Origin of the sequence: Halomonas sp. A29, assembly GCF_046723295.1 — a bacterium.
Taxonomy (GTDB): domain Bacteria; phylum Pseudomonadota; class Gammaproteobacteria; order Pseudomonadales; family Halomonadaceae; genus Halomonas.
The window spans coordinates 95,840-119,865 of sequence record NZ_JAXQPR010000003.1; the positions used below are offsets into that span (position 1 = coordinate 95,840).

At 64.1% G+C, this 24,026-nt stretch carries 23 protein-coding genes and 1 pseudogene; 15 read left to right on the forward strand and 9 right to left on the reverse strand.

Annotated features, from left to right (window positions below):
- The first annotated feature begins 81 nt into the window (after positions 1 to 81).
- A complete protein-coding gene (locus SPH52_RS06495) occupies positions 82 to 1,143 on the forward strand; it encodes a CobW family GTP-binding protein (protein WP_411794192.1) in 1,062 nt (353 codons plus the stop codon).
- A gap of 10 nt (positions 1,144 to 1,153) precedes the next feature.
- Here the strand turns inward: SPH52_RS06495 and SPH52_RS06500 are convergent, their stop codons facing one another.
- Complete coding sequence (locus SPH52_RS06500) at positions 1,154 to 1,915, reverse strand: UDP-2,3-diacylglucosamine diphosphatase (protein WP_411794193.1); 762 nt, start codon at positions 1,913 to 1,915, stop codon at positions 1,154 to 1,156.
- 81 nt (positions 1,916 to 1,996) lie between these two features.
- Positions 1,997 to 2,503 carry a peptidylprolyl isomerase gene (locus SPH52_RS06505; protein WP_411794194.1) on the reverse strand — a complete coding sequence of 169 codons (507 nt, stop codon included), beginning with the start codon at positions 2,501 to 2,503 and terminating at the stop codon, positions 1,997 to 1,999.
- 155 nt (positions 2,504 to 2,658) lie between these two features.
- Between SPH52_RS06505 and SPH52_RS06510 the strand changes: the two genes are divergently transcribed.
- Together SPH52_RS06510 and cysS are read left to right on the forward strand one after the other, a co-directional pair.
- Positions 2,659 to 4,338 carry a glutamine--tRNA ligase/YqeY domain fusion protein gene (locus SPH52_RS06510; protein WP_411794195.1) on the forward strand — a complete coding sequence of 560 codons (1,680 nt, stop codon included), beginning with the start codon at positions 2,659 to 2,661 and terminating at the stop codon, positions 4,336 to 4,338.
- A gap of 1 nt (position 4,339) precedes the next feature.
- Positions 4,340 to 5,746, forward strand: a complete 1,407-nt coding sequence (gene cysS, locus SPH52_RS06515) for a cysteine--tRNA ligase (protein ID WP_411794196.1) — start codon at positions 4,340 to 4,342, stop codon at positions 5,744 to 5,746.
- 51 nt (positions 5,747 to 5,797) lie between these two features.
- On the opposite strand, the gene SPH52_RS06520 is transcribed toward cysS, so the two are convergent.
- Positions 5,798 to 6,790 carry a DUF1853 family protein gene (locus SPH52_RS06520; protein WP_411794197.1) on the reverse strand — a complete coding sequence of 331 codons (993 nt, stop codon included), beginning with the start codon at positions 6,788 to 6,790 and terminating at the stop codon, positions 5,798 to 5,800.
- Positions 6,791 to 6,883: 93 nt separating this feature from the next.
- On the opposite strand from SPH52_RS06520, the gene SPH52_RS06525 reads away from it, so the two are divergent.
- The 9 genes and pseudogenes from SPH52_RS06525 (at position 6,884) to SPH52_RS06565 (ending at position 16,650) form a co-directional block, all read left to right on the forward strand.
- On the forward strand, positions 6,884 to 7,795 hold the full coding sequence (locus SPH52_RS06525) for an ABC transporter substrate-binding protein (protein ID WP_411794198.1): 912 nt from the start codon (positions 6,884 to 6,886) through the stop codon (positions 7,793 to 7,795).
- Positions 7,796 to 7,843: 48 nt separating this feature from the next.
- The gene (locus SPH52_RS06530) at positions 7,844 to 8,965 is read left to right on the forward strand and encodes an ABC transporter permease (protein ID WP_411794541.1); all 1,122 of its coding nucleotides are present in this window, start codon (positions 7,844 to 7,846) and stop codon (positions 8,963 to 8,965) included.
- Positions 8,962 to 9,903, forward strand: a complete 942-nt coding sequence (locus SPH52_RS06535; RefSeq protein ID WP_411794199.1) for an ABC transporter ATP-binding protein — start codon at positions 8,962 to 8,964, stop codon at positions 9,901 to 9,903. Before SPH52_RS06530 ends, SPH52_RS06535 begins: the two co-directional genes overlap by 4 nt.
- Positions 9,900 to 10,667, forward strand: a complete 768-nt coding sequence (locus SPH52_RS06540) for an ABC transporter permease (protein ID WP_411794200.1) — start codon at positions 9,900 to 9,902, stop codon at positions 10,665 to 10,667. The genes SPH52_RS06535 and SPH52_RS06540 overlap by 4 nt, the downstream gene beginning before the upstream one ends.
- A 222-nt stretch (positions 10,668 to 10,889) precedes the next feature.
- On the forward strand, positions 10,890 to 12,116 hold the full coding sequence (locus SPH52_RS06545) for a thiamine pyrophosphate-dependent dehydrogenase E1 component subunit alpha (protein WP_411794201.1): 1,227 nt from the start codon (positions 10,890 to 10,892) through the stop codon (positions 12,114 to 12,116).
- 1 nt (position 12,117) lies between these two features.
- Positions 12,118 to 13,095: an alpha-ketoacid dehydrogenase subunit beta gene (locus SPH52_RS06550; RefSeq protein ID WP_411794202.1), complete on the forward strand. Its 978-nt coding sequence runs from the start codon at positions 12,118 to 12,120 to the stop codon at positions 13,093 to 13,095.
- A 39-nt stretch (positions 13,096 to 13,134) separates the two neighbouring features.
- Positions 13,135 to 13,278: pseudogene (locus SPH52_RS06555) on the forward strand (biotin/lipoyl-containing protein); the annotation flags it as partial.
- Positions 13,279 to 13,497: 219 nt separating this feature from the next.
- Entirely contained in the window at positions 13,498 to 14,799 is a 1,302-nt protein-coding gene (locus tag SPH52_RS06560; RefSeq protein ID WP_411794542.1) for a 2-oxo acid dehydrogenase subunit E2, read from the forward strand.
- Positions 14,800 to 14,808: 9 nt separating this feature from the next.
- Positions 14,809 to 16,650: a protein kinase domain-containing protein gene (locus SPH52_RS06565; protein WP_411794203.1), complete on the forward strand. Its 1,842-nt coding sequence runs from the start codon at positions 14,809 to 14,811 to the stop codon at positions 16,648 to 16,650.
- A gap of 16 nt (positions 16,651 to 16,666) precedes the next feature.
- On the opposite strand, the gene SPH52_RS06570 is transcribed toward SPH52_RS06565, so the two are convergent.
- The 5 genes from SPH52_RS06570 to SPH52_RS06590 form a co-directional block, all read right to left on the reverse strand.
- Entirely contained in the window at positions 16,667 to 17,971 is a 1,305-nt protein-coding gene (locus SPH52_RS06570) for a TRAP transporter large permease (protein ID WP_411794204.1), read from the reverse strand.
- Between the two features lie 31 nt (positions 17,972 to 18,002).
- Positions 18,003 to 18,566, reverse strand: coding sequence for a TRAP transporter small permease (locus tag SPH52_RS06575; RefSeq protein ID WP_411794205.1), 564 nt, complete (start codon positions 18,564 to 18,566; stop codon positions 18,003 to 18,005).
- Positions 18,567 to 18,633: 67 nt separating this feature from the next.
- Positions 18,634 to 19,617: a TRAP transporter substrate-binding protein gene (locus SPH52_RS06580; protein ID WP_411794206.1), complete on the reverse strand. Its 984-nt coding sequence runs from the start codon at positions 19,615 to 19,617 to the stop codon at positions 18,634 to 18,636.
- Positions 19,618 to 19,651: 34 nt separating this feature from the next.
- Positions 19,652 to 20,629 carry a LysR family transcriptional regulator gene (locus SPH52_RS06585; protein ID WP_411794207.1) on the reverse strand — a complete coding sequence of 326 codons (978 nt, stop codon included), beginning with the start codon at positions 20,627 to 20,629 and terminating at the stop codon, positions 19,652 to 19,654.
- 11 nt (positions 20,630 to 20,640) lie between these two features.
- The gene (locus SPH52_RS06590) at positions 20,641 to 21,078 is read right to left on the reverse strand and encodes a VOC family protein (protein WP_411794208.1); all 438 of its coding nucleotides are present in this window, start codon (positions 21,076 to 21,078) and stop codon (positions 20,641 to 20,643) included.
- Positions 21,079 to 21,294: 216 nt separating this feature from the next.
- Here SPH52_RS06590 and SPH52_RS06595 point away from each other — a divergent pair, with 216 nt between their 5' ends.
- Genes SPH52_RS06595 through SPH52_RS06605 form a run of 3 tightly spaced genes read left to right on the forward strand, consistent with a single transcriptional unit; the run spans position 21,295 to position 23,686 of the window.
- Complete coding sequence (locus SPH52_RS06595) at positions 21,295 to 22,047, forward strand: 5-oxoprolinase subunit PxpA (RefSeq protein WP_411794209.1); 753 nt, start codon at positions 21,295 to 21,297, stop codon at positions 22,045 to 22,047.
- A 29-nt stretch (positions 22,048 to 22,076) separates the two neighbouring features.
- Entirely contained in the window at positions 22,077 to 22,754 is a 678-nt protein-coding gene (gene pxpB, locus SPH52_RS06600; RefSeq protein ID WP_411794543.1) for a 5-oxoprolinase subunit PxpB, read from the forward strand.
- Complete coding sequence (locus SPH52_RS06605; RefSeq protein WP_411794210.1) at positions 22,751 to 23,686, forward strand: biotin-dependent carboxyltransferase family protein; 936 nt, start codon at positions 22,751 to 22,753, stop codon at positions 23,684 to 23,686. Before pxpB ends, SPH52_RS06605 begins: the two co-directional genes overlap by 4 nt.
- Positions 23,687 to 23,710: 24 nt before the next feature.
- Here the strand turns inward: SPH52_RS06605 and SPH52_RS06610 are convergent, their stop codons facing one another.
- Positions 23,711 to 23,932, reverse strand: coding sequence for a hypothetical protein (locus tag SPH52_RS06610; protein ID WP_411794211.1), 222 nt, complete (start codon positions 23,930 to 23,932; stop codon positions 23,711 to 23,713).
- Positions 23,933 to 24,026: the final 94 nt, after the last annotated feature.

Below are 24,026 nucleotides of genomic sequence, written 5' to 3' on the forward strand. Positions count from 1 at the left end.
AGGCCTCGACCCAGATGATGCAATGAATGAAATCCCGGGTTGGGAATGTTACTCTATAACGAATGTCGCACAGGACGCACCATGAGCACGGCGCCTCTCAAATCGATACCCGTTCACTTGTTTACTGGCTTTCTGGGTAGTGGCAAGACGACACTCATACGCCGCTTGATCGAGCAGAAGCCAAAAGAGGAGCGCTGGGCGGTCCTGATCAATGAGTTCGGCCAGGTCGGCATCGATCAGGCAATGTTCGAGGCCCAGGACGATGTCATCGTGAAAGGGCTGCCCGGGGGCTGCCTCTGCTGCCAACTGGCTTTCGTGCTGCAGGCGACCCTGGTCAATCTGCTGCACCGCCATCGGCCGGATCGACTCATCATCGAGCCGTCGGGGCTCGGGCATCCGGCTGGGCTGCTCGATATGCTGCGTGGCGAGGCCTTTACCGACGTGCTCGAGTTGCGCGATATCGTCGTGTTGCTCGATCCTGCCCGACTCGATGACCCACGCGCTCGTGAGCACGAAACCTTCAACGACCAGCTGGCCATGGCCGATGCAGTAGCCCTGACCATGACCGATCGAGTGACTCCCGAGCAGATCATCGGTGCCCGGCATCATGCGGAGGCGCTTTGGCCCCCCAAGAAGTGGGTAGCACAGGCTCCTCACGGTGAGCTGCCGATCTCGCTTCTGCTGGAGAGCGGAAGGCACCGACCCGCCGATGTGAGCGATGTGCCGAATGAGCACCACGATGCGCTACGCGATTCGGCGCGCCAGGTCGTGGTGCTGGATGACTTCTCACAGGTAGTGCCTAAGCCAGGGCAACCGCGACAAGAGAGCGCCAGGGCGCTTGGCTATGACACCTTGGGGTGGCGCTGGTCCCCGCATGACGTCTTTGATCTCGACCGTCTGACTCAGGCCCTTGATCGATTGCCATCCAAACTGAGGGTGAAGGGGGTATTGCATACCGATGCCGGCTGGAAACTCTACAACCGCGGGAGCGGTACGGCGAGCCTTGCAGCCTGCGCCTGGCGCAGGGACTCACGCCTGGAGTTGATCGGTGAAGAGGCCAACATGCCGCCGCCGGTAGAGGTTCTCGAGGCCTTGCAGGCGTGCCGCCTGGCCCCTGCTGACAAGGACGGCACGCTGCCTTGAATGGTCTTGGCTACAGCGCGATTTCGCGCAGTATTGGGTCGCCGTCGGAGCCGATCTCGATTTCCCAGCCCTTCCCGGGATGCCAGTCGCCCAGCACGATACGACGCGCGAGCCGGTCGTCGAGCTCCAGTTCATGTACCGCAGGGCGGTGGGTGTGGCCGTGAATCAGCGTGGTGACACCATGATCACGCATCGTGCGCACGACCTCCTCGGGGGTGACGTCCATGATATCTTCGGCCTTGCTGGACGTTGCTTCACCCGATTGCTGACGCAGGGCGGCAGCCAGTTGGAGACGGTCGGCAAGAGGCATGGCCAGGATCTGCTCCTGCCAGGCCGGGTTGCGTGCCTGTTCGCGGAAGGCCATGTAGGCCTCGTCGCGGGTGCACAGGCTGTCACCATGCATCAAAAGGACCGGTTCATCACCGAAGCGCAGCACGGCCGGATCGGTGACCAGCTTGGCGCCGGCCGTCGCGGCGAAGCGATGGCCGAGCAGGAAGTCGCGGTTGCCGTGCATCAGATAGATGGCCGTACCCTCATCAGCCAGCTTGCGCAGGGCTGCGGCTACGCGTATGGCCAGCGCAGCGTTGCCGGAGGGGTCCTGGTCGGCATGGTCGAGCAGATCGTCACCGATCCAGGCCTCGAAGAAGTCACCCAGGATGTAGAGCGCATCGACGCCACTGGCACGCCGTTCGAGCCAGCCGAGAAAGCCCTCGGTGACGTCGGGGGCTTCAGGGTGCAAGTGCAGGTCGGAGATCAGCAGGGTGGTGGTCATGGCCGTGTCTCGCTGGCTCGGGTAGGACGGAAGGGCGCGCGATGGCACGTCCGCCAGAGCGAACGTGCCGGCTGGGAGCGGTCAGCTGTCGGCCTCGTCCTTGACGTAGGCACGCTTGATGAGTACGTCCTCGGCAGGTACGTCGGCGTGCATGCCACGTCGCGTGGTGTCTACGGCAGTGATGCGCTCGACCACGTCCATGCCCGCGACCACTTCACCGAACACGCAATAGCCCCAGCCCTGGATCGATTTGCCGCTGTGGTTGAGGAAGTCGTTGTCGGCCACGTTGATGAAGAACTGCGCGGTGGCGGAGTGCGGGTCCTGGGTGCGGGCCATGGCCAGGGTGCCGGTCAGGTTCTTGAGACCGTTGTCTGCTTCGTTCTCGACCGCCTCGCGGGTGGGCTTCTGGTTGAAATCCTGGTCGAAGCCGCCACCCTGGATCATGAAGCCGGGGATGACTCGGTGGAAAAGAGTGCCGTCGTAGTGTCCGTCGCGTACGTACTGTTCGAAGTTGGCCGCGGTCTTGGGCGCCTGGTCGTGATTCAGTGCGACAGTGATGTCGCCGAAGCTGGTCTCGAGAATGATCATCGAAGTTTTCCTGTACGAAGGAGCGCGCCTTGGCGCCGTGCATGGGCGTGGCGTTATAATAGCGGTTTTGCATCGATGCGCGAAGCGCGTCGGGTTCATCGATATCCGAGGCCTCTCCCAGGCTCGCGATCCAATCAGAGGTTTGCCGCACCGACATGAGCACCGAAAACGCCAGCGCGACGAATTTCATCCGTAACCAGGTCCGCGAGGAGATCGAGGCCGGCCGTGCCGACAAGATAGTCACTCGCTTCCCACCGGAGCCCAACGGCTTCCTGCACGTGGGTCACGCCAAGTCAATCTGTCTGAATTTCGGGCTGGCCGAGCAGTTCGGTGGGGATTGCCATCTACGCTTCGACGATACCAACCCGGCCAAGGAGGAGCAGGCCTACATCGATGCCATCAAGGAGGACGTCAGCTGGCTCGGCTTCGAGTGGGCCGGGGCGGTGCGCTATGCCTCCGACTACTTCGATCAACTCTACGCCTGGGCGCAGCATCTTGTTCGTGAGGGCAAGGCCTACGTCGATGACCTGTCGCCGGATGAGATCCGCGAATACCGCGGCACCCTGACCGAGCCGGGCCGCCCGAGCCCTTACCGTGATCGCAGTGCCGAGGAGAGTCTCGATCTGCTCGAGCGCATGCGCAGCGGTGAGTTCAACGAGGGCGAGCGGGTGCTGCGGGCCAAGATCGACATGGCCTCGCCCAACATCAATCTGCGCGATCCGATCCTCTACCGTATTCGTCACGCCCATCACCACCAGACCGGCGACAAGTGGAAGATCTATCCCTCTTACGACTTCGCCCATGGCCAGTCGGATGCCATCGAGGGGGTAACGCACTCGATCTGCACGCTGGAGTTCGAGGACCATCGGCCGCTGTATGAGTGGTTCCTCGACAACCTGCCGGTACCGGCCAAGCCGCGCCAGATCGAGTTTGCGCGGCTCAACATGAACTACACCCTGACTTCCAAGCGCAAGCTCAAGCTGCTGGTGGATGAAGGCATTGTCGACGGCTGGGACGACCCGCGCATGCCGACTATCTCCGGCATGCGCCGGCGCGGCTACACGCCGGCATCGATCCGCAAGTTCTGTGAGATGATCGGTGTCACCCGGGCCGATGGTGGTCTGGTCGACATTGCCATGCTCTACCATGCCATCCGCTCCGACCTCGAGGACAACGCACCGCGTGCCATGTGCGTGCTCAACCCGCTCAAGGTGGTGTTGACCAACGTGGAGGCGGATCACGAGGAAGTCTACGAGGTGCCGGGCCACCCCGCCCGAGAGGACATGGCCGTGCGGCGGGTGCCGTTCACCCGCGAGCTCTATATCGACCGGGATGACTTCATGGAGGAGCCGCCGAAGAAGTTCTTCCGCCTGGCGCCGGGTCAGGAAGTGCGCCTGCGCAACTCCTACGTGATCCGCTGCGACGAGGTGGTGAAGAACGACGCCGGCGAGATCGAGGAGCTGCGCTGCTCGGTGGACCTCGACACTCTGGGCAAGAACCCAGAAGGGCGCAAGGTCAAGGGGGTGATCCACTGGGTCAGCGCCAGCCATGCGGTGCCGATGGAGGTGCGTCTCTACGACAACCTCTTCCTGGTCGAGCAGCCGGACAAGGACAAGGACGCCGACTTCCTCGAGCACCTCAACCCGGAGTCGCTGCAGATCTGCCAGGCCATGGGTGAGCCGAGCCTGGCCGACGCGGCGCCCGAGTCACGCTTCCAGTTCGAGCGCGTGGGCTACTTCTGTGCCGACCGCCATGGCTGTCACGACGGCAAGCTGGTATTCAACCGCACCGTTGGGCTGAAGGACAGTTGGGCAAAGATACAGCAGAAGGGCTGATATGCAGATCTACAATACGCTGACGCGCCGCAAGGAGACGTTCACGCCGATCGAGCCGGGCAGGGTGAACATGTACGTCTGCGGCATGACCGTCTATGACTACTGCCACCTGGGTCATGCCCGGGTGATGGTAGCGTTCGACGTGGTGACCCGTTACCTGCGCTGGCGCGGCTATGACGTCACCTACGTGCGCAACATCACCGACATCGACGACAAGATCCTCAAGCGTGCCGATGAGAATGGCGAGAGCATCGCGGCACTGACGGAGCGCATGATCGCCGCCATGCACGAGGACGAAGCGCGGCTGTCGGTGCTGCGCCCGGACCATGAGCCGCGTGCCACCGGTCACGTGGCCGAGATCATCGCCATGGTCGAGACCCTGATCGACAAGGGCTACGCCTATCCGGCCGCCAACGGTGACGTCTACTACCGGGTGCGCGAGTTCGAAGGTTACGGCAAGCTCAACAACCGCAACCTGGACGAGATGCGGGCAGGCGCCCGGGTGGAGGTCGACGCGCACAAGGAGGATCCGCTCGACTTCGTGTTGTGGAAGGCGGCCAAGCCGGGCGAGGCGAGCTGGTCCTCGCCCTGGGGCGAGGGGCGCCCCGGCTGGCACATCGAGTGCTCGGCGATGTCCACCTGCTGCCTGGGTGACACCTTCGACATCCACGGCGGCGGGCCGGATCTGACCTTTCCTCATCACGAGAACGAAATCGCCCAGTCGGAGGCGGCCACCGGCAAGCCCTACGTGAATACCTGGATGCACGCCGGCGCGGTGCGGGTGAACCAGGAGAAGATGTCCAAGTCGCTGGGCAACTTCTTCACCATTCGCGAGGTACTCGAGGTGCACGACCCCGAGGTGGTGCGCTACCTGCTGGTGGCGAGCCACTATCGCAGCCCGATCAACTATGCCCCTGAGTCGCTTGCCGAGGCACGCAAGTCGCTCGAACGGTTCTACAACGCTCTCGAGGGTATCGATGTGGCGGGCGCCGAGGCTGTCACGGGTGAGGTCGGCAGCCGCTTTGCCGAGCGCTTCACCGCGGCCATGGACGACGACTTCAATACGCCCGAGGCGCTCTCCGTGCTGTTCGAGCTGGCGCGGGAATTGAACCGGGCCAGGAAGGAAGCGCCCGATGAGGCACCGGCGCTGGCTGCCGAGCTGTGTCGCCTGGGCGCTGTGCTGGGGCTGTTCGGCCAGGACCCTCAGGCTTTCCTCAAGGGCAATCAGGCGGTATTGCCGCTGACCGAAGAGGAGATAGAGGCACGTATCGTGCAGCGGGCCGAAGCCAAGAAGGCCAAGGATTTTGCCACCGCCGACGGCATTCGCGACGAACTCGCCGCACTGGGCATCGTGCTCAAGGATTCCCGCGAGGGCACGAGCTGGATCTTCGAATCGCCGAGAAGTTGAGTTCGCCCATATCGAAAACGCCCGGCCTTGGCCGGGCGTTTTTGTCTGTGCTCAGGCGGCAGGCCGCGGGCGCGGTGGCAGCGGTATCTGCAACGGCCAGCTGTCGTCCACCACGAACAGTCGCCGATGGCGGTGGCCTGGACCGTCTTGGGCCAGCAGCGCTATCTGAATCGGAGAGGCGGGGCGAGAGAAGTGCTGTGCCAGCCGAGCCTCTACGTCGTGTAGTGGCAGGAACGCTTCGTCGCGTGGCAGTGCCAGCCAGTGGGGCTTTGCCAGCCAGGCGGCGCGAGTCTGTCGTGCGAGGCCGTCGCGGAGGTATCGCCAGTCGCGCCAATGCAGCCAATGGCCGCGCAGGTGATCGGGTGCTGCCTCGCATGGCGGGGACATGGCCAGCCGCCAAGGGTAGAAGAGCACGCCCGGCATCGCCAACTGGGGTCGGATAGTGACGTCGGGAGTGGGGCCGATGTCGCGCGGCTGGATATGCTGGCGGATCGCCAGACGAGCTTCGGCTCGCTCGGTCAGGCGGAGCTGATGCCGATCCAGGTGCTCGCGCTTGGTGGCCAAGCTGTCGGCGCCGCCGGGCCCGATCCAGCGTGCCTGGTCGTGGAGCTGCCCGGGGCCTTGCGGCAGGCCCAGGTAGAATTTGATGGCTACCTCGAGGTGCACCGGTGTCGGGTCGTCGAGCTGGCGATAGAGCAGGTCGAGTTCGCCCAGCGTGCGCTTGCCTTGGTGGATACGCAGGTTGCTGGCCAGCAGGCGCGTGCCTGGGGCGCTATCGAGCAGGTACTGCCACAGGCGTTCGTGGTAATGACCCATGCGGCCATCGACGGTATCGCCCACGCGCCGTTCCAGCGCCTGGGGGTTGGCCTCCAATGCGTCGAGGTAGTGGTGCAGTCGATGTTCAGCTTCCAGGCCCAGGGCGCTGCGGCTGGGGCGTCCGGGCCAAGGCGTGGCAATCAGGTCGGGGGCCAGCACGATCCAGGCCAGGTCGCGCACCAGTGGATGGTGGCAACGGGCTAGCAGGGCGGCATCGTCCTCGGGCATGGTGGGCGTGTGGCTCCGCGTTGAGATCATGTCTGACAGTCAAACTGTACACGCCTTATACTCTACTGACATTCACAACGGATGGTGGTGATCATGAAACGCTCCTTGCCCGGCTTGGCGGCGCTGGCTGCCGCTTCCTTGCTGCTCGCTGGTGGCGCGCAGGCCAACGATCCGGTAACGGTCTCCTCCAAGATCGATACCGAAGGCTCGGTCCTTGGACAGTTGATCATTCAACGCCTGCAGCAAGGCGGTATCGAGACCGAAGACAGGTTACAACTGGGAGCCACGAGCATCGTGCGCCAGGCGTTGATCAACGGCGAGATCGACCTCTATCCAGAGTACACCGGCAACGGCGCATTCTTCTTCGACATGACCGACAGCGACGTCTGGCATGACGCCGATCAGGCCTTTGATACGGTACGCGAGCGGGATGCCGCGAATGGTCTGGCGTGGCTGACGCCGGCCCAGGCCAACAATACCTGGGCCATGAGCGTGCGCGGCGACCTGGCCCGTGAGCACGGCCTGGAGACCCTTGAGGACCTGGCCGAGTACCTCAACGAGGGCGGGGAGTTCAAGTTTGCCGCCAGTGCCGAGTTCGTCGAGTCGGAGCAGGCGCTGCCGGCCTTCCAGCAGGCCTATGGTTTCGAGCTCTCGTCGGATCAGCTGCTGGTGCTGTCCGGCGGCAATACCGCCGCCACCATGCGTGCTGCTGCCCAGCAGACCAGCGGTGTCAATGCCGCGATGACCTATGGTACCGATGGCGGCCTCAACGCACTCGACCTGGTGGTGCTGGAGGATACGCTTGGCGTGCAGCCGGTCTACCAGCCGGCACCGGTGGTGCGCCAGGAGGTGCTCGATGCCCACCCTGAGATCGCCGAGCTGCTCGAGCCGCTGTTCCAGTCGCTCGACCTCGAGACGCTGCAGGAGCTCAACGGGTTGGTCGCGGTGGAGGGGCTCGACCCGCGCCAGGTCGCCGAGGAGTATCTGGCCGAGCTGCAGGACTGAGACGTGGGAGAGGGCAGGTATACCCCCAATTGGGTCCTGTTGAGCCTGATGCTGGCCGGCTTGGCGGCGTGGCTGACATTCGATGCGGTGAGCGTTGCGCCCAACCGGATCGTGCCCGGTTCTCCCTACACATCGCTCGAAGTCATGGGCGGCTGGCCGGCACTGCTGCTGGCCGTGCCGATGCTCGCCGTGGCGGTGCTGGCCTGGCGGCCGAACCTCAAGGGGCTACGGCTATCGCTGGCCGCAGTGGTTGCGCTGCTGACGATACTGCCGCTGTGGCTCTCGGCGGCGACAGCGGTTCTGGTCGAGGCGGACATACCCCAGGCGCGTGTCGGTATCGGCGCTTCCCTCTGGCTACTGCTGTTCCTGCTGCTGCTGTCGCTGATCGAGCTGCGTACCCGGCTCGGGCTGTCGCGCCCCTTGGGCTGGCTGCTGCTAGTGCCGGTGGTGGCAGGCTGGTGGCTGGCCCTGGCGCTGTGGCTGGAACCGCTGGCCCTGCAGCGCGAGTACCAGGCACGCAGCGATCAGTTCATGAGCGCCTTGGTCACGCATCTTGCCCTGGTCGGTGCGGCGGTGGGCGCGAGCCTGGTGCTGGCTTCGTTGCTTGCTCTGGCCATGCGTCGGAATGCCGGGGTCCGGCGAGCCGGATTCGGTGTGCTCAACTTCCTTCAGACCATTCCCAGCCTGGCGCTGTTCGGCCTGCTGCTGGCCCCGCTCGCTTGGCTCGGTTCGCGCAGTGACTGGCTTGCCGCGATCGGCGTCAGCGGGATCGGCTGGGCGCCGGCGTTCCTGGCCCTGCTCGGTTACAGCCTGCTGCCTATGGTGCGCAACATCCATGTGGCGCTGGAGGAGGTGGACCCGGCGGTGATCGAGTCGGCTCATGGCATGGGCATGAGCCGACGACAGGTCTTCCTGCAGGTGCGCCTGCCACTGGCGCTGCCGGTGGTACTGGAGGGCATTCGGATCACCACGGTCCAGGCCATCGGCCTCACGGCAGTGGCGGCGCTGATCGGTGCGGGGGGGCTTGGCACCTTCATCTTCCAGGGCCTGGGACAGGCGGCCATGGATATGGTGCTGCTCGGTGCCTTGCCGATCATCGCCTTGGCACTGATGGCCGATGCGCTGCTCGGCTCCTTGAGTGAACGTCTGCGTCCAGGAGGGACTGCATGATCGAACTGTTCGACGTGACCAAGCGCTTTGGCAGCGAGACCGCCGTCGATGGCATCTCGCTACGGGTCGAGAAGGGCGAGCTTTGCGCGCTGGTCGGGACCTCGGGCTGCGGCAAGTCGACCACGCTGCGCATGATCAACCGCCTGATCGAGCACGATGGCGGCGAGATCCACCTGGACGGACAGCCGGTACGTCACTTCGACGAGGTGACGCTGCGCCGGCGTATCGGCTACGTCATCCAGAGTACCGGGCTGTTTCCTCATTGGACGGTGGCCCGCAACATCGGCCTGGTGCCGCGCCTGCTCAAGTGGCCCAAAGGGAAGGTGCGTGAGCGGGTCGAGGAGCTGATGCAGCTGCTGGGGTTGCCGGTGGCGGAGTTCGCCGATAAGTATCCGCGCCAGCTCTCCGGTGGCCAGGCGCAGCGGGTGGGCGTGGCCCGGGCGCTGGCAGCCGACCCCGACATCCTGCTGATGGATGAGCCCTTCGGGGCGCTGGACCCCATTACCCGCGAGACGCTGCAGCACGAGATGCGTGAACTGCAGGCGCGCCTGCACAAGACCATCGTCTTCGTCACCCATGACATGGACGAGGCGTTGGCGCTGGCCGACCGGCTGGTGGTGATGCATCAGGGGCGGATCGTGCAGCAGGGCCGGCCGATCGCGCTGCTGCACGATCCGGTCAATCCTTTCGTCGAGTCGCTGCTGGGCGGCATGGACCGAGGGCTCAAGGAGGCAGCGCTGATCCAGGTCAGCGAGCGCATGCTGCCGCTGGGGCCGCGTCTGCTTGCCAGCGAGCGGATCGCCTACGGCGCGTCGCTGAGCCAGGCCCTGTCGGTCATGCTGTGGCACCAAGTGGATCGCCTGACCGTGGTCGACGAGGAGGACATCCCCATCGGCGAACTGTCGCTGCGCCGCTTGCTCGGGGCTAAGGCAGCATGAGGTCCGTATCGCTCACCGATAGTCCTGTTACGCCTTTGGCCAGGCGGCGTCAGTGGCTGGTGCCGCTCGCCTGGCTGGGCCTGTTGCTTCTGCTCGCGGCCGGCATGGGGCAGCTAGAATGGCTGTTCCGCCTGGTCGAGCCGGACATGCGGCAGGTGATCTACCGGCGTGCGGGGTTCTTTTCCCTGCTGGGCCAGCACATCCTGGTGGTGGGCGTTGCCTCGCTGCTGGCGATCGTATTGGGAGTGGGCGCCGCCATTGCCGTCACGCGTCCCGCTGGCCGGGACTTCCTGCCCCTGGTGTCGCAACTGGCCTCCATCGGCCAGACCTTTCCTCCCGTTGCCGTGCTGGCCCTGGCCGTACCAGCGCTGGGATTCGGCACCCTGCCGATCATCGTCGCGCTACTGCTCTACGGCCTGCTGCCGATCGTCCGCAACACCCTGGTCGGGCTTGGCGGTATCGACCCCGACGTGCATGAGGCGGCCCGCGGCATGGGCATGACCGCCGGACAGGTCCTGCGTCAGGTCGAGCTGCCGCTGGCCGCCCCGGTCATCCTGGCCGGCATTCGCACCTCGGTGACCATCAGCATCGCCACCGCCGCGCTGGGAGCGACCGTGGGCGCGAGCAACCTGGGCGACCCGATCATCTCCGGCATCGTCAACGGTAATACGGCCTATATCCTGCAAGGGGCATTGCTGATCGGACTGCTGGCCATCACCGTGGATAGTGTTTTCGAGCGGCTCATCCCCGCCGGGCAGGCTTGAGCCGGAGTGTTTGCCTGCTGATGGACTACTTATCAGTTCATTCGTCGTATTCAAGGGGGTTGTATAGCAAATATGGGTGCGTTTAGATTCATCTTACGTTAACGTCAACTTTCCAGCGTTGGCGAACTGCTGGAGTGACCCTCTGGCAGACGGCTACATTAGAGTCAACACTGCCCTCACGAGGGGCGGCACTCCTCCTGCCATTACCCAAGGACCAGGAAGATGACAACAACACACGACGTTCACACGCCGAGCTTCATGACCGGCGATGAGTTCCACATCCCTACCTTTCGACTCTTGCAGCAGGACGGCACGCTGTACGAAGGCGCCGAAGCCCCCGAGCTCGACGAGAAGAAAGCGCTGAAAATCTATCGCGCCATGCTCGTCACGCGCGTGCTCGACGAGCGCATGATGGCGGCGCAGCGCCAGGGCCGGCTCTCCTTCTACATGCAGTGTACCGGCGAGGAGGCAGCGGTCATCGGTGCCACCGCGGCGCTGGACGATGCCGACATGATCATGGCCCAGTACCGTGAGCAGGGCGCTCTGGTCTATCGCGGCTTCAGTTACGACGAGTTCATGAACCAGCTGTTCGGCAACGAGCTCGACTATGGCAAGGGCAGGCAGATGCCGATCCACTACGGCTCGCGCAAGCTGCACTACATGACCATCTCGTCGCCGCTGGCGACCCAGATTCCCCAGGCCACCGGCTACGCCTACGGCCAGAAGCTGGCCGGCGAGGGACATTGCACCATCACCTTCTTCGGCGAGGGCGCGGCTTCGGAGGGGGATTTCCACGCTGCTCTCAACATGGCTTCGGTGCACAAGGTGCCGGTGATCTTCTTTTGTCGAAACAACGGCTATGCAATCTCGACGCCGGCCAGCGAGCAGTTTGCCGCCGACGGCATCGCCCCGCGCGCTTTCGGCTATCGCATGCACGTGATTCGTGTCGATGGCAATGATGTGTTGGCGGTGTATCGCGCTACCCAGGATGCGCGCAAGATCGCCGTCGAAAGGAACCAGCCTGTGCTGATCGAGGCCATGACCTACCGGCTGGCGGCGCACTCGTCTTCCGATGATCCTTCCGGCTATCGCTCACGCAAGGAGGAGGAGGCCTGGCGCGAGAAGGACCCTATCCTGCGCATGCAGCGCTGGCTGATCGAGCAGGGCTGGTGGAGCGAAGAGCAGGAGAAGGAGCTGCAGGACACCCTGCGTCGCGAGGTCCTCGAGACAATGAAGCGTGCCGAGAAACGGCCGCCACCGCCGCTGGAGAGCCTGGTCACGGATGTCTATGCCGACGTGACACCGGCGCTGCAGCGTCAGCTCGACGCCCTCAAGACTCATATTCGCAAGCATCCCGACGCCTATCCGAAAGGAGCGAGTTCCCTCGACCCCGACGTCAAGGCACCGAGCGGCGGCCACAAGGCCGGCGAAGAGCAGGGAGGAGCCTGAGATGCCCAAGATGAACATGCTCCAGGCGATCAACAACGCGCTGGATATCGCCATGGCCGAAGACGACAAGGTGCTCTGTTTCGGCGAGGACGTCGGGGTATTCGGCGGTGTCTTCCGCGCCACCAGCAACCTGCAGGAGAAATACGGCCGTGAGCGCTGCTTCAACACGCCGCTGGTGGAGCAAGGCATCATCGGTTTTGCCAACGGCCTGGCTGCCCAGGGCTCGGTGCCGGTGGCCGAGATCCAGTTTGCCGACTATATCTTTCCGGCTTTCGACCAGATCGTCAACGAGACGGCCAAGTTCCGCTTCCGCTCCGGCGACCTGTTCAACGTCGGCGGCCTGACGATCCGCACCCCCTACGGCGGCGGTATTTCCGGCGGGCTCTATCACTCCCAGTCGCCCGAAGCCTATTTTGCGCACACTCCCGGGCTGAAGGTCGTGGTGCCGCGCAACCCCTACCAGGCCAAGGGGCTACTGCTATCGGCCATCCGCGATCCCGACCCGGTGATTTTCTTCGAGCCCAAGCGCCTCTACCGCGCCTCGGTGGGTGAGGTTCCAGAGGAGGATTACCAACTGCCCATCGGCGAGGCCGAGGTCACCAAAGAGGGCAGCGATATCACGGTACTCGGCTGGGGCGCCCAGATGGAGGTGATCGACAGGGCAGTGGAGCTGGCCGAGAAGGCCGGGATCTCCTGTGAGGTGATCGACCTGCGCAGCATCTTGCCCTGGGACGAGGACACCGTGGTCGAATCGGTGCTCAAGACCGGGCGGCTGCTCGTTACCCACGAGGCACCTCGTACCGGCGGTTTTGCCGGCGAGATTGCCGCCACCATTCAGGAGCGTTGCTTCCTGTACCTGGAATCGCCCATCGAGCGGGTGACCGGGCTGGATACTCCTTTCCCGCTGACGCTGGAGAAAGAGTACATGCCCGACCATCTGAAGATATTCGAAGCGATCAAGTCATCCGTGGCGTTCTGACGCCCGATATCAGGACAGGAGAGAACGATGAGCGATTTCATGCTGCCCGATATCGGCGAAGGTATCGTGGAGTGCGAGGTGGTCGAGTGGCGCGTCAGCGAAGGCGACGAGATCGCCGAGGACCAGCCGGTGGTCGAGGTGATGACCGACAAGGCACTGGTCGAGATCACCGCCCCGGAAGCCGGGCGTGTCACCAGGCTGTACGTGGCGAAAGGCGACATCGCCAAGGTGCACGCGCCCTTGTATGCCTACGAGGCGACGGGAGAAGTGGGTCTCGATACGCCGCCGCGGCCTGCCGCACGGGAAGAAGATGAAGTGGTGAGCCCCGCGGCGGAAGCACCTCTACCGGGAGCCGCGAGTGCAGCGCCTGCCGCGGCAGCCTCTGCCAGCGCCAAGGACTTCATCCTGCCCGACATCGGCGAGGGTATCGTTGAGTGCGAGGTGGTGGAGTGGCGAGTGGCCGAGGGCGAGCACATCGAGGAAGACCAGCCGCTGGTCGACGTGATGACCGACAAGGCGCTGGTGGAGATAACCGCCCCCGAGGCGGGCACGGTAAGCAAGCTCTACGTACCCAAGGGCGACATTGCCAAGGTGCATGCGCCGCTGTTCGCCTATGTACCCGCCTACGTCGAGATGGTTGACGAGCAAGCCGCCAGTTCGGATTCGGTTCGCCCGCCCCGCCAGACGGAAGGCCAGGCGGAAGAGCGTGCGGCCATCCCGGTGGCGAGCGGTGGCAGGGGGCCATACGGGCGTATCCCGGCGAGCCCCGCGGTGCGTCGCCTGGTGCGCGAACACGGCGTGGCACTCGAGTCGATTGCCGGTTCGGGCAAGGACGGCCGCATACTCAAGGAGGACGTGCTGCGCTTCCTTGACGAGGGTCAGCCGGAAAGCGGTCAGCGCGAGCACGGCGAAGCGCAGCGCGCACAGGCGTCCTCTGAAGCCAGCTCCGAGGTTTCCCGGCGCAGCCCCGCGGTTACCACGACGGTACGCGAAGAGGGTGAGGTACGCGTCGAGCCTATTCGCGGCGTGCGTGCGGTAATGGCGCGGCGCATGGTGGAGTCGGCCAGCACCATCCCGCACTTCCAGTACGGCGAAGAGATCGACGTCACCGAACTGCTGGCCATGCGTGAACGGCTGAAGCCCGTGGCCCAGGCGCAGCAGGTGCGCCTGACGCTGATGCCGTTCTTCATGAAGGCCCTGGCACTGGCGGTTCGCGAGGAGCCGATCCTCAATGCGCGACTCAACGCCGAGGTCACCGAGATCCATTACCTGCCTTCGGTCAACGTAGGCATGGCGGTGGACAGCCGCTCGGGACTGATCGTGCCCAACGTCAAGCACGTAGAGCAGCGTAGCGTGCTCGACGTGGCCCGCGAGATCCAGCGCTTGACCGCGGATGCCCGCGAAGGCCGGGTGGGGCAGGAAGACCTCAAGGGCGGCACCATCAGTATCTCCAACATCGGGGCGTTCGGCGGTACCTATGCGGCACCGATCATCAACGCCCCGGAGCTGGCCATCGTCGCCATCGGCAAGAGCCAGTGGCTACCGCGCTTCGACGAGCGCGGTGAGGTGGCGAGGCGGGCAATCATGACCGTCACCTGGGCGGGCGATCACCGAGTGATCGATGGAGGCACCATTGCGCGCTTCTGCAATGCCTGGAAGGGATACCTCGAAGCGCCGGAGACCATGCTACTTCACCTAGGCTGAGGCCGGTTCATGTCCCAGGCGCCGCTGCAGCAGTTCTACATCCCGGAAGAGCAGTCGATCTACCTGCTCAGCCATGACGATGCGCGCAAGCTCAAGGAGTGGGTGGCGCTGTGCCAAGCCCAGCTCGAGCAACTGGGCTACCGGGATACCGAACTGATCGGCAAGGGCGCCTACGGCTTCGTCTTCGCCGGGATCACCGCCCACGACGAGGAGTACGTATTCAAGTTCACCCGGGTCAATCTGCCCCAGCAACTGCAGGACCGCCTCGAGGAGGAGGCCTTCATGCTGGAGCAGGTCGACCATCCCCGGGTGCCGCGGCTGATCGCCTTCCAGCGCGTGCGCAACCAGTCGATCCTGGTGATGCAGCGTGCACCGGGGATCAACCTGGAGGAGGTCTCGCTGCGCGAAGGGCGGCTTCCGCCGCGCCTGGTAGTGCACATCGCCGACCAGCTCGCCGACATCCTGCGCAGCCTGCGCCGCGAGTCGGGTCCGGCAGGCCGGCCCATCGTGCATGGCGATATCAAGCCGTCGAACTTGGTGTTCGACGCTCGCCACGAGGCGGTGGCGCTGATCGACTGGGGCTCGTCGGTGTTCGCCCAGCTCGACGCCAACCAGCAGTTCGTGGCGGCCAACGTCATGGAGCTGATGTCGGAGAACCTGCAGCAGACCAACGCGCGCCTCGGCGATGTCTACTTCATCGGTGAGGAGCAACTGAACGGCGCGCTGTCATCGCCACGCTTCGACGAGCAGGGTACCGCCGGTACGCTCTACGCGCTGGCCTCGGCCCAGTCATGTCGCTTCGGCCACCGCGCCATCCCTGCCACCTCCCTGGGCCTGCCCATGGAGTTCGCCCGCATGCTGGACGGCATGCTCGACCCCGACCCGCGGATACGCCTGCGCGCCGGGGATCACTTCATTCGCGAGATGCCGCGGCTGGCGCGAGTGGTGATGATCGACCTGCCCGAAGCGCCGGAGACACCCCTGGTGCCGACCTGGGTAAGACCCTCTTCGCGGGAGATCGATACCGTGGTCTACAGCTCGCGCAAGGCCTTCCTGCGCGAGGAAGGGGGGCGCGAGACGCTCAATGACGTCAACGATGTCCAGCTCGACCGCTACTACAAGAACTTCATGCAAGGCATGGGCGAGACCGAAAAGGCCTTTCTCGCCGCCGTGAGCCGCCTGGGCCAGTACCCGGTAGTGGGTGGGCTTGCAGTGCGCTGGGAGGCCGACGGTGTCTACATCGACACCTCTCTCAACCTGCACGATTCCTCGCTGCGGCCGGCCTTCGTCGCTGCCGTGAACAACATGGTCAACCTGGCCCGGGCCATCTACCGACAGGGCATCTTCAAGAGCTGCTTGTTCAACGCCCGCGATACCCTGCACCTGGACCGCGAGAGCCCGGCGCAACCCTTCGTCATCGCACCCGGCATGCAGTTGCGCTACGAGGTCAGCGCGGTACCCGAACTGGAAGACCGCAGCCGGCTGCACAGCTATTTCGAGGACGGACCGGACCCCGAGGAGTTCCTGGTCCTGCCGGAAACGATCATCACCTCGCTGGAAGCGCTCAACGATATCCATCACACCGGGATGATTATCTTCGAGGCACTGCCGCAGCATCTCAAGATCCATAGCTATTATCGCCTGCTCGACCCCTCCCGTGAGGCGGAATTCCGCGACCGCCTCGAGGACATCCTCGCGGCGGTAGGCCTGATCGAGGGGCTCGGTGTCTCCGGCTTCATGAAGATGCCCTACAAGGACACGCGCTTCTTCGCCCATGTCGAGCGCCAGCCTGAGCGCTATTACCCGCGCAATCCTCGTGAGGAAGCGCGGGACGGTAGCGCTCAGGCGTAGCGCCCTTGGTGGCGTATCAGCGAGTCATGCTCTGCGGCAGGTAGAGCGCGATTTCAGGGAACAGATGCATCAAGGCGATTGCCAGCAGCATCAACAGGAAAAAGGGTAGGGTGGCCTTGGTAATGGTCACGATGTCCTTGCCCGTCAGGCCCTGGATCACGAACAGGTTGAAGCCCACCGGAGGCGTGATCTGCGACATCTCGACCACGATGACCAGATAGATGCCGAACCAGATGAGGTCGAAGCCGGCGGCGCTGACCAGCGGCATGATGATGGCGGTCACCAGCAGGATCAGCGAGATGCCGTCGAGGAAGCAGCCCATTACCAGCAGCAGCAATGTCAGCGCCACCAGTAGCATGGTCGGCGACAGCCCCATCTCGCCGATGGTGCGAGCGAGCTGCATCGGCACCTGGGTGAAGCCCATGGCCGAGGTCAGGAAAGAGGCACCGGCGATGATGAAGGCGATCATGCAGGCGGTCCGAATGGCGGCGAACAGCGAGTCGCTGAAGATTCTGGCATTGAAGCTGCCGTTCCAGCGGGCAATGACCATCGACAGTACCACGCCTACCGCAGCCGCTTCAGTGGGTGATGCCAGCCCGCCGTAAATCGACACGATGATACCGCCGATCAGTAGCAGGATGGGCAGCAGCTCGAGGGTCTGCCGCAGCTTCTGACCCAGCGGCATGTCGGATTCGTCATGGCCAGTGAGGCCCTGGCGGTTGCCGCGAACGAGTGACCAGAGGATCAGATAGGTCATGAACAGCGCCAGGATCATCAGGCCTGGGCCGATGCCGGCCATGAACAGTCGCGAGATCGACTGCTCGGTGACCACACCGTAGACGATCAGCACGATCGAGGGAGGAATCAGCAGGCCCAGCGTGGAAGCGCTGGCCAGGGTGCCGATGGCCATGTTGCTGTCGTAGCCGCGTCGCTCCAACTCCGGCAAGGTCATCTTGCCTACGGTGGCGCAGGTGGCGGCGGATGAACCGCATACGGCTGCGAACATGCCGCTACCGATGATGTTGGTATGAAGCAGGCGTCCTGGCATGCGGTTGAGCCAGGGTGACAGGCCGCGGAACATGTTGTCGGCGAGCCCCGAGCGGAACAGGATCTCGCCCATCCAGATGAACATCGGCAGGGCTGTCAGGTCCCAGCCGTAGCTGGCGCCCCAGAAGTCGGAGGCGAGTATCGGCCCCGGTGCAAAGGGGCTGAAGAAGGCCAGCGCGATCCAGGCGGTACCGATCAGGGCGAAGGCGATCCACACCCCGCTACCGAGCAGGATAGCCAGTGCGGCGATGGTAGCCAGACTGAGTGTCAGCACGTGACGTTACTCCGTGTGGTTGAGGCGCGGCTCAGTGAATGTCGCTGTCGTCGATGGAGGTCGCTTCACGAAAGCTGCTCGGTTCACGGATGGCAATCCGTAGCGTCGTCACCAGGGCCTCTGTCAGCGCCAGGCACAGCAGGCCCACGCCGACGGTCAGCACCGCCTGGGGAATCCACAGTCGAATCGACAGGAAGCCCGAGGAGACATCGTTGAACGCATGGCTCTCGCGGGCGAGCTCCACCAGCCCGTAGCCCAGCAGCAGGCTGAGGGCCAGCGCGACGAGCAGGCAGAAGACCTCGAACCAGGCGCGCCACACCGACGACAGCCGCGAAATCAGCAGCGTGACACGAATGTGCGCATGGTGGACGAAGGTATAGGCGAGCCCGAGGAAGGTCGCGCCTACCAGCAGGTAAGAGGCGATCTCCGATACGCCTGTGATGCCGAGGCCGAGGCGGCGCAAGCCGATCAGCATGAGCAGAGCATCGACCAGGCGGAAAGTGACCTGAAGGGCAACGAGGGCACAGATCGCCACCATGCAGGCGGCAGCACCCCAGGCGCCCAGGCGGTAAAGCGCATTGAACTTGAATGTCATGACAGGGCCTCGAGGCGAACGTGGGGAGGCGTGGCGGCGGGCCGCCACGCCATGTTGCCAGGTGCGCTCAGTCAGCGCGTTGCTGCTGGTATTCGTCGAGCACCTGCTGGGTCTGTTCATCGGCACGCCCTTGCCAATCGGAGAACAGCCGGTCGCCGGCGGCCTGCAGGGCAGCCGCTACCCCTTCGTTGGGCGCAGCGACGGTGATGCCGTTCTGCTGCAGGGCCTCGGTGCTGGCCTGGTTGTCGTCACGGCTCATCTGCCAGCCGCGCTCCTCTGCCCGTGCGGCCGCTTCCAGCAGTGCCTCCTGGGTTGCTTCATCGAGGCGATCGAAGGCACGCTGATTGATGAAGACAATGTTCTTCGGCAGCCACAGGTTGGCATCGGTGTAGTGGGAGACGTAGTCCCAGGCGGTCATCGAATTGCCGGTCGAGCTGGAGGTGATCATGGCGTCGACCCGGCCGGTGCTGAAGGCGGTAGGAATGTCCGACTCCTCGGTTTCGGTGGGGCTGCCGCCAAGGTTGTTGACGAAGCGCTGCGTGTTGATGTTGGGAGCGCGTACCCGCAGCCCCTCGAACTGCTCCGGATCGTTCAGCTCGAAGTCGGTGTAGATGCCCTGAGCCGGCCAGGCCACCGCATAGAGCGGCATCACCCCCTGGTTGGCAAACAGCTCGGTGATGAGCGGCTTGGTGGCCTGCCACAGTTCGAAGGCTTCCTCGTAGCTGCCGGCCACGCCGGGCAGGGTATCGACTTCGAAAATCGGGTCCTCGTTGGAAAGGGTCGAGAGAAAGACCTCGCCGGCTTCGATCGTGCCGCGGCGTACCGAGGGCTTGATCTCACCGTGGGCCACCAGCGAGCCACCGCTGTGCACGTTGATGGTCAGCGCGCCTCCCGTGGCCTCGGCGACATCCGCGGCGAACTGCTTCACGTTCTTGGTGTGGAAGCTGGCATCGCCATAGGGTGTGGCCATGGTCCACTCGGCGGCCGAGGCCGCTGCGGAAAGGCTGCAGGCAGTCGCCAGCAGCAAGGAGCGGGACAGGATCTTGTTCATCGTTTTCTCTCTTGTTGGATTTCTACGGGTTGTTTCATGTTGCCAGCGGGTGTGTCGTGGGACGTTGTGGCCGCACCCAACGGCCGGGAAAATCGCTGTGCGCCATGTCGTCGCGGCGCGATCTTGCGTAGTGCTCGGCGCACTCTTGGGCCAGCAGCCCAACGCTGCGACAGAAGCGTGGGTGGCTGGCTGGACGCCATATGACGTCGTAATGCATGTCGGGCAGCGCACATGGCAGCTCCAGGCGGTACAGCTTGCCGCTGCGCCATTCGTCCAGCACGGTGGCAACGGGCAGGGCACCGATACCAAGGCCCTCCATGGTCATGCGCACGATGGTCATCAGGGTGCTCACGCTGTGGATGCGTGGTTGCTCCAGACCCTGCCGTGCCAGGTACTCGATCAACTCCTCATAGGGTCGCGCCTTCTTGCCGAAGGAGATGAACGGCAGCCCGACTCCCCAACTTTCCGGGCTCGCAGTGAGCATCTCGACGTGGTCCGGGGAGACGAACATGCCCATCTCGTAGGGGCTGAGCGATACCTGGTCGACGCGGTCCGGGTCGAGGTAACCGTTCATGGCGAGCAGGATGTCGAGATCGTTGCCTGCCAGCCTCTGGTTGAGAGCAGGCGAATAATCGACGCTCAGCTCGATGGTGAGCTGTGGATAGCGCTCGGTCAGGCGACGCATGAAGTCGGGCAGCCAGCTATGAGCGATGGTCTCGATGGCGCCCAGGCGCAGAGGCGCGGAGTAGGTTTCCTCGTCATCGAAGAGCCGCAGCGCCTCGTCGCGCTGCTGCAGGAGACGCTCCGCATGCAAGAAGAACTCTCGGCCGCGCATGGTGGGCTGGATGGGTCTGGCCGAGCGCTCCAGCAGGACCTCGCCGACGGTGGCCTCCAAGCGCGAGATGCGCTCCGAGATCGAAGGCTGCGTCAGATGCAGGCGCTCTGCCGCCTTGCGGAAGGAGCCCAGCCTGACTGCCCAGACGAAGGCCTCCAGTTCCTTGAAATCGAGCATGGCGGAGCCGGTCAGGCCTTCTTGAACAACTGTTCTTCGCGGTTCTTGAACGCCTTGAACTCCAAGGCATTACCGGAAGGGTCATAGAAGAACATGGTGGCCTGTTCGCCGGCTTCGCCCTTGAAGCGAATATAGGGCTCGATCACGAATTCCACTCCGTGGTCACGAAGCTTCTGGGCCAGGTCTTCCCAGGCATCCATTTCCAGTACCACGCCGAAATGCGGCACTGGCACACCATGGCCATCCACGGGGTTCTTGTGGCTGGAAACCGGGTTGTCCTTGAGGGCCGGATTAAGGTGGCAGACGAACTGGTGTCCGAACAGGTCGAAATCTACCCAGCTCTGCGAAGAGCGGCCTTCGGGACAGCCGAGAAAGTCTCCGTAGAAGCGTCGTGCCTCTTCGATGTCGTGCACTTGTATGGCCAGATGGAAGGGATCTTTAACCGCCATGAGGAAACTCCTTTTGTTGACGTTATATGGCCTCGTTTCATTTCATTGATAATCCTCGCGCGACACGAGGTCAACCATTTTTCCACTAAATAACAATATGATAGGGAATGCCGATATTGAGTATCGTGAAAAACGATTGGCAATGGAAAAGGCCGCTTCATATAGTGGAATGCGTTACAAGAATAGACGCTGACACCGCTTGACACAGGAGTCGTCATGGCCGTTCCCCTGCTCAATTGCGACATGGGCGAAAGCTTCGGCAACTACTCGCTGGGGCTCGACAGTGAGGTGATGCCCCATGTCGATTGCGCCAACATCGCCTGCGGTTTCCACGCCTCCGACCCGCACGTGATGCGCCGTACGGTACGACTTGCGGTGGAGCATGGGGTGAGGGTGGGGGCGCACCCGGCCTATCCCGACCTGATGGGGTTCGGGCGTCGCTCCATGGCCTGCTCCCCCGCGGAGGTCGAGGACCTGGTGCTGTATCAGATCGGGGCGCTGGCCGGCATCTGCCAGGCAGAGGGCACGGGCATCAGCTATGTCAAGCCGCATGGTGCACTGTACAACGACATGGCGCGCGACCCAGAGCTGCTGCGTGCCGTGATGCGGGCGGTGCTCAGCTACGACCCGCATCTGCCGTTGATGCTGATGGCCACGGCCGACCCCGAGCCGAGCCGGCAACTGGCGAAGAAGGAGGGCATCGGCATTTGGTTCGAGACCTTTGCCGACCGGGCCTACGATGGCAAGGGCCATCTCGTTTCTCGCCGTTTGCCGGGGGCGGTACACCACGATCAGGCGACCATCGTGGCCCAGGCGGTGAGCCTGGCGCGTGGTGAGCCCCTCGAGGCTGCCGACGGAACGCTTCTACAGCTGCCCTGTGACACGCTCTGCGTGCATGGTGACAACCCCGAATCGGTGGCTGCGGTACGGGCGATTCGCGAGGCTTTCCAGGCGCTGAAGACGGCGTGAAGATCCAGCCTCGTATCGAACTGACCGCCATGGATGTGCTCATGGTGCGCCTGTTCGACACCATCGACGAAGCGAACATGCCCTGGATCCTCGCCGCCGACCGGGCTCTGCGAGAGGTTTTCGGGCCGTCGCTGATCGATCTGGTACCTTCCTATACCACGCTGATGCTGCACTACGATTGTCTGAACCTGGCGCATGAAGAGGCGCTACAGCGTATCGGGCGCATCCTGGAACGGCTGGAGCCTGAGGATGCCGGGCTGGGCAAGTGCCACGAAATTCCGGTCTGGTACGACCCGAGCGTCGGCCCGGAGCTGGTGCGTGTAGCCGAACGGGTGGGGCTTACCGTCGATGAGGTCGTGCGACGCCACTGTGGCCGCGATTATCACGTCTTCGCCCTTGGCTTCGTCCCAGGCTATGGCTTCATGGGGCTGGTGGAAGAAGCGCTCGCCACGCCACGTTTGAGTACGCCGCGGCTCAAGGTGCCTGCCGGCAGCGTTGCCATCGCCGAACGCCAGACGGCCATCTACCCGCTGCAGTCGCCGGGCGGCTGGAATATTCTCGGTCGCACCGCCGTGCCGCTGTTCGAGCATGCGCGGCGTGGCGAACCACTGCTGATGCCGGGGGACCGAGTGCGCTTCGTGCCGATGACGCAAGTCGAGTTCGAGCAGCAGGGCGGCGACACCACGCCGCTGGAGGCTAGCCCATGAGTCGCACACGTCACGCCCTGCGTGTGGTTCAGGCGGGCCCCCTGGCGTTGGTCGTGGACGGTGGCCGTTTTGGCGTGCGCCACCTGGGCGTGACCCAAGGCGGTGCCGCCGACTGGGTCTCTTTTCATTGGGCCAACTGGCTGCTGGGTAATGCGCTGGATGCCGCGGCACTGGAGATCGTGATCGGTGGCGGCCTGACGCTGGAAGTGGAGCAGGATGCCACCCTGGCTCTGGCCGGGGCGGATCTCGACGCCCACCTCGACGACCGTCCGCTCGCTGCGGGTGCCACCTTTCGGATCGGCCCGGGCCAACGACTGACGTTCCGTCAGCCGCGCCAGGGCCTGCGTGCCTACCTGGCCGTGCCGGGCGGGTTCGATGCGCCTGAAGTGCTGGGCAGCCGCAGCGCAACGCCCCGGGAGCGGCTGGGTGGGCATCTGGGGGACGGCAGTGCGTTGGGCAGCGGCAATCGGCTCGAATGGAGCGGGCAGCAGGCTCAGGTGCGTCGCCTGCCGTTCGACCCGGCCACAGGCATCACTCTTGTGGGGCAGCGGCTGGCGCTGGTGCCTGGCTCGCAGATTGGTCATTTCACCGGCGCAAGCCTTTACCGTGCCTTCAATGCGCCGTGGCGCATCGACGAGCGCGCCGATCGCATGGGCATCAGGCTGCGTGGGCCCGAACTGCACTGCCGACTGGGCAGCATGATTTCCGAGGGGATTCCTCTCGGCGCGGTACAGGTACCGCCGGACGGCCAACCCATCGTACTGATCAATGATCGCCAGACCATTGGCGGGTACCCACGGCTGGGGGCGCTGACTCCGCTGTCAGCCGCCCGCCTGGCGCAGTGCCTGCCAGGTGACGAAGTGAGACTGGTGGCGACATCCCGCGAGCGAGCGTTGTCGGCACACAGGAGGTGCCTGGACGAATTCCGCTGAGCCGACGACGTTGAAGCCTGACGGTCAGGCGCCCAACCCGCTTTCGCGCAGCAGTTGGTCGAGGGCGGGGCGGTTGTTCGGCAAGGGAGAGCTGACGGCTTCCTCGAGCAGGAACTGGGCTTCCAGGTCGTGCATCCCCACGGCAAGGCAGCTCTCGATCAACTCGCCCTTGCTCTTGCCGGTACGCTGGGCGAGCCGCTCGAGGCGGGATTCGATATCGCGGGAAAATCGCAGCAGGTGTGGCATGACGTCCTCCCCTGGCCCTGCGTCGAACAGGCCGGTTGTTCTGGTTTACTCTCAACATAAGCCTAGGCGCTTGGCCTGTCATCACTCATTCTGG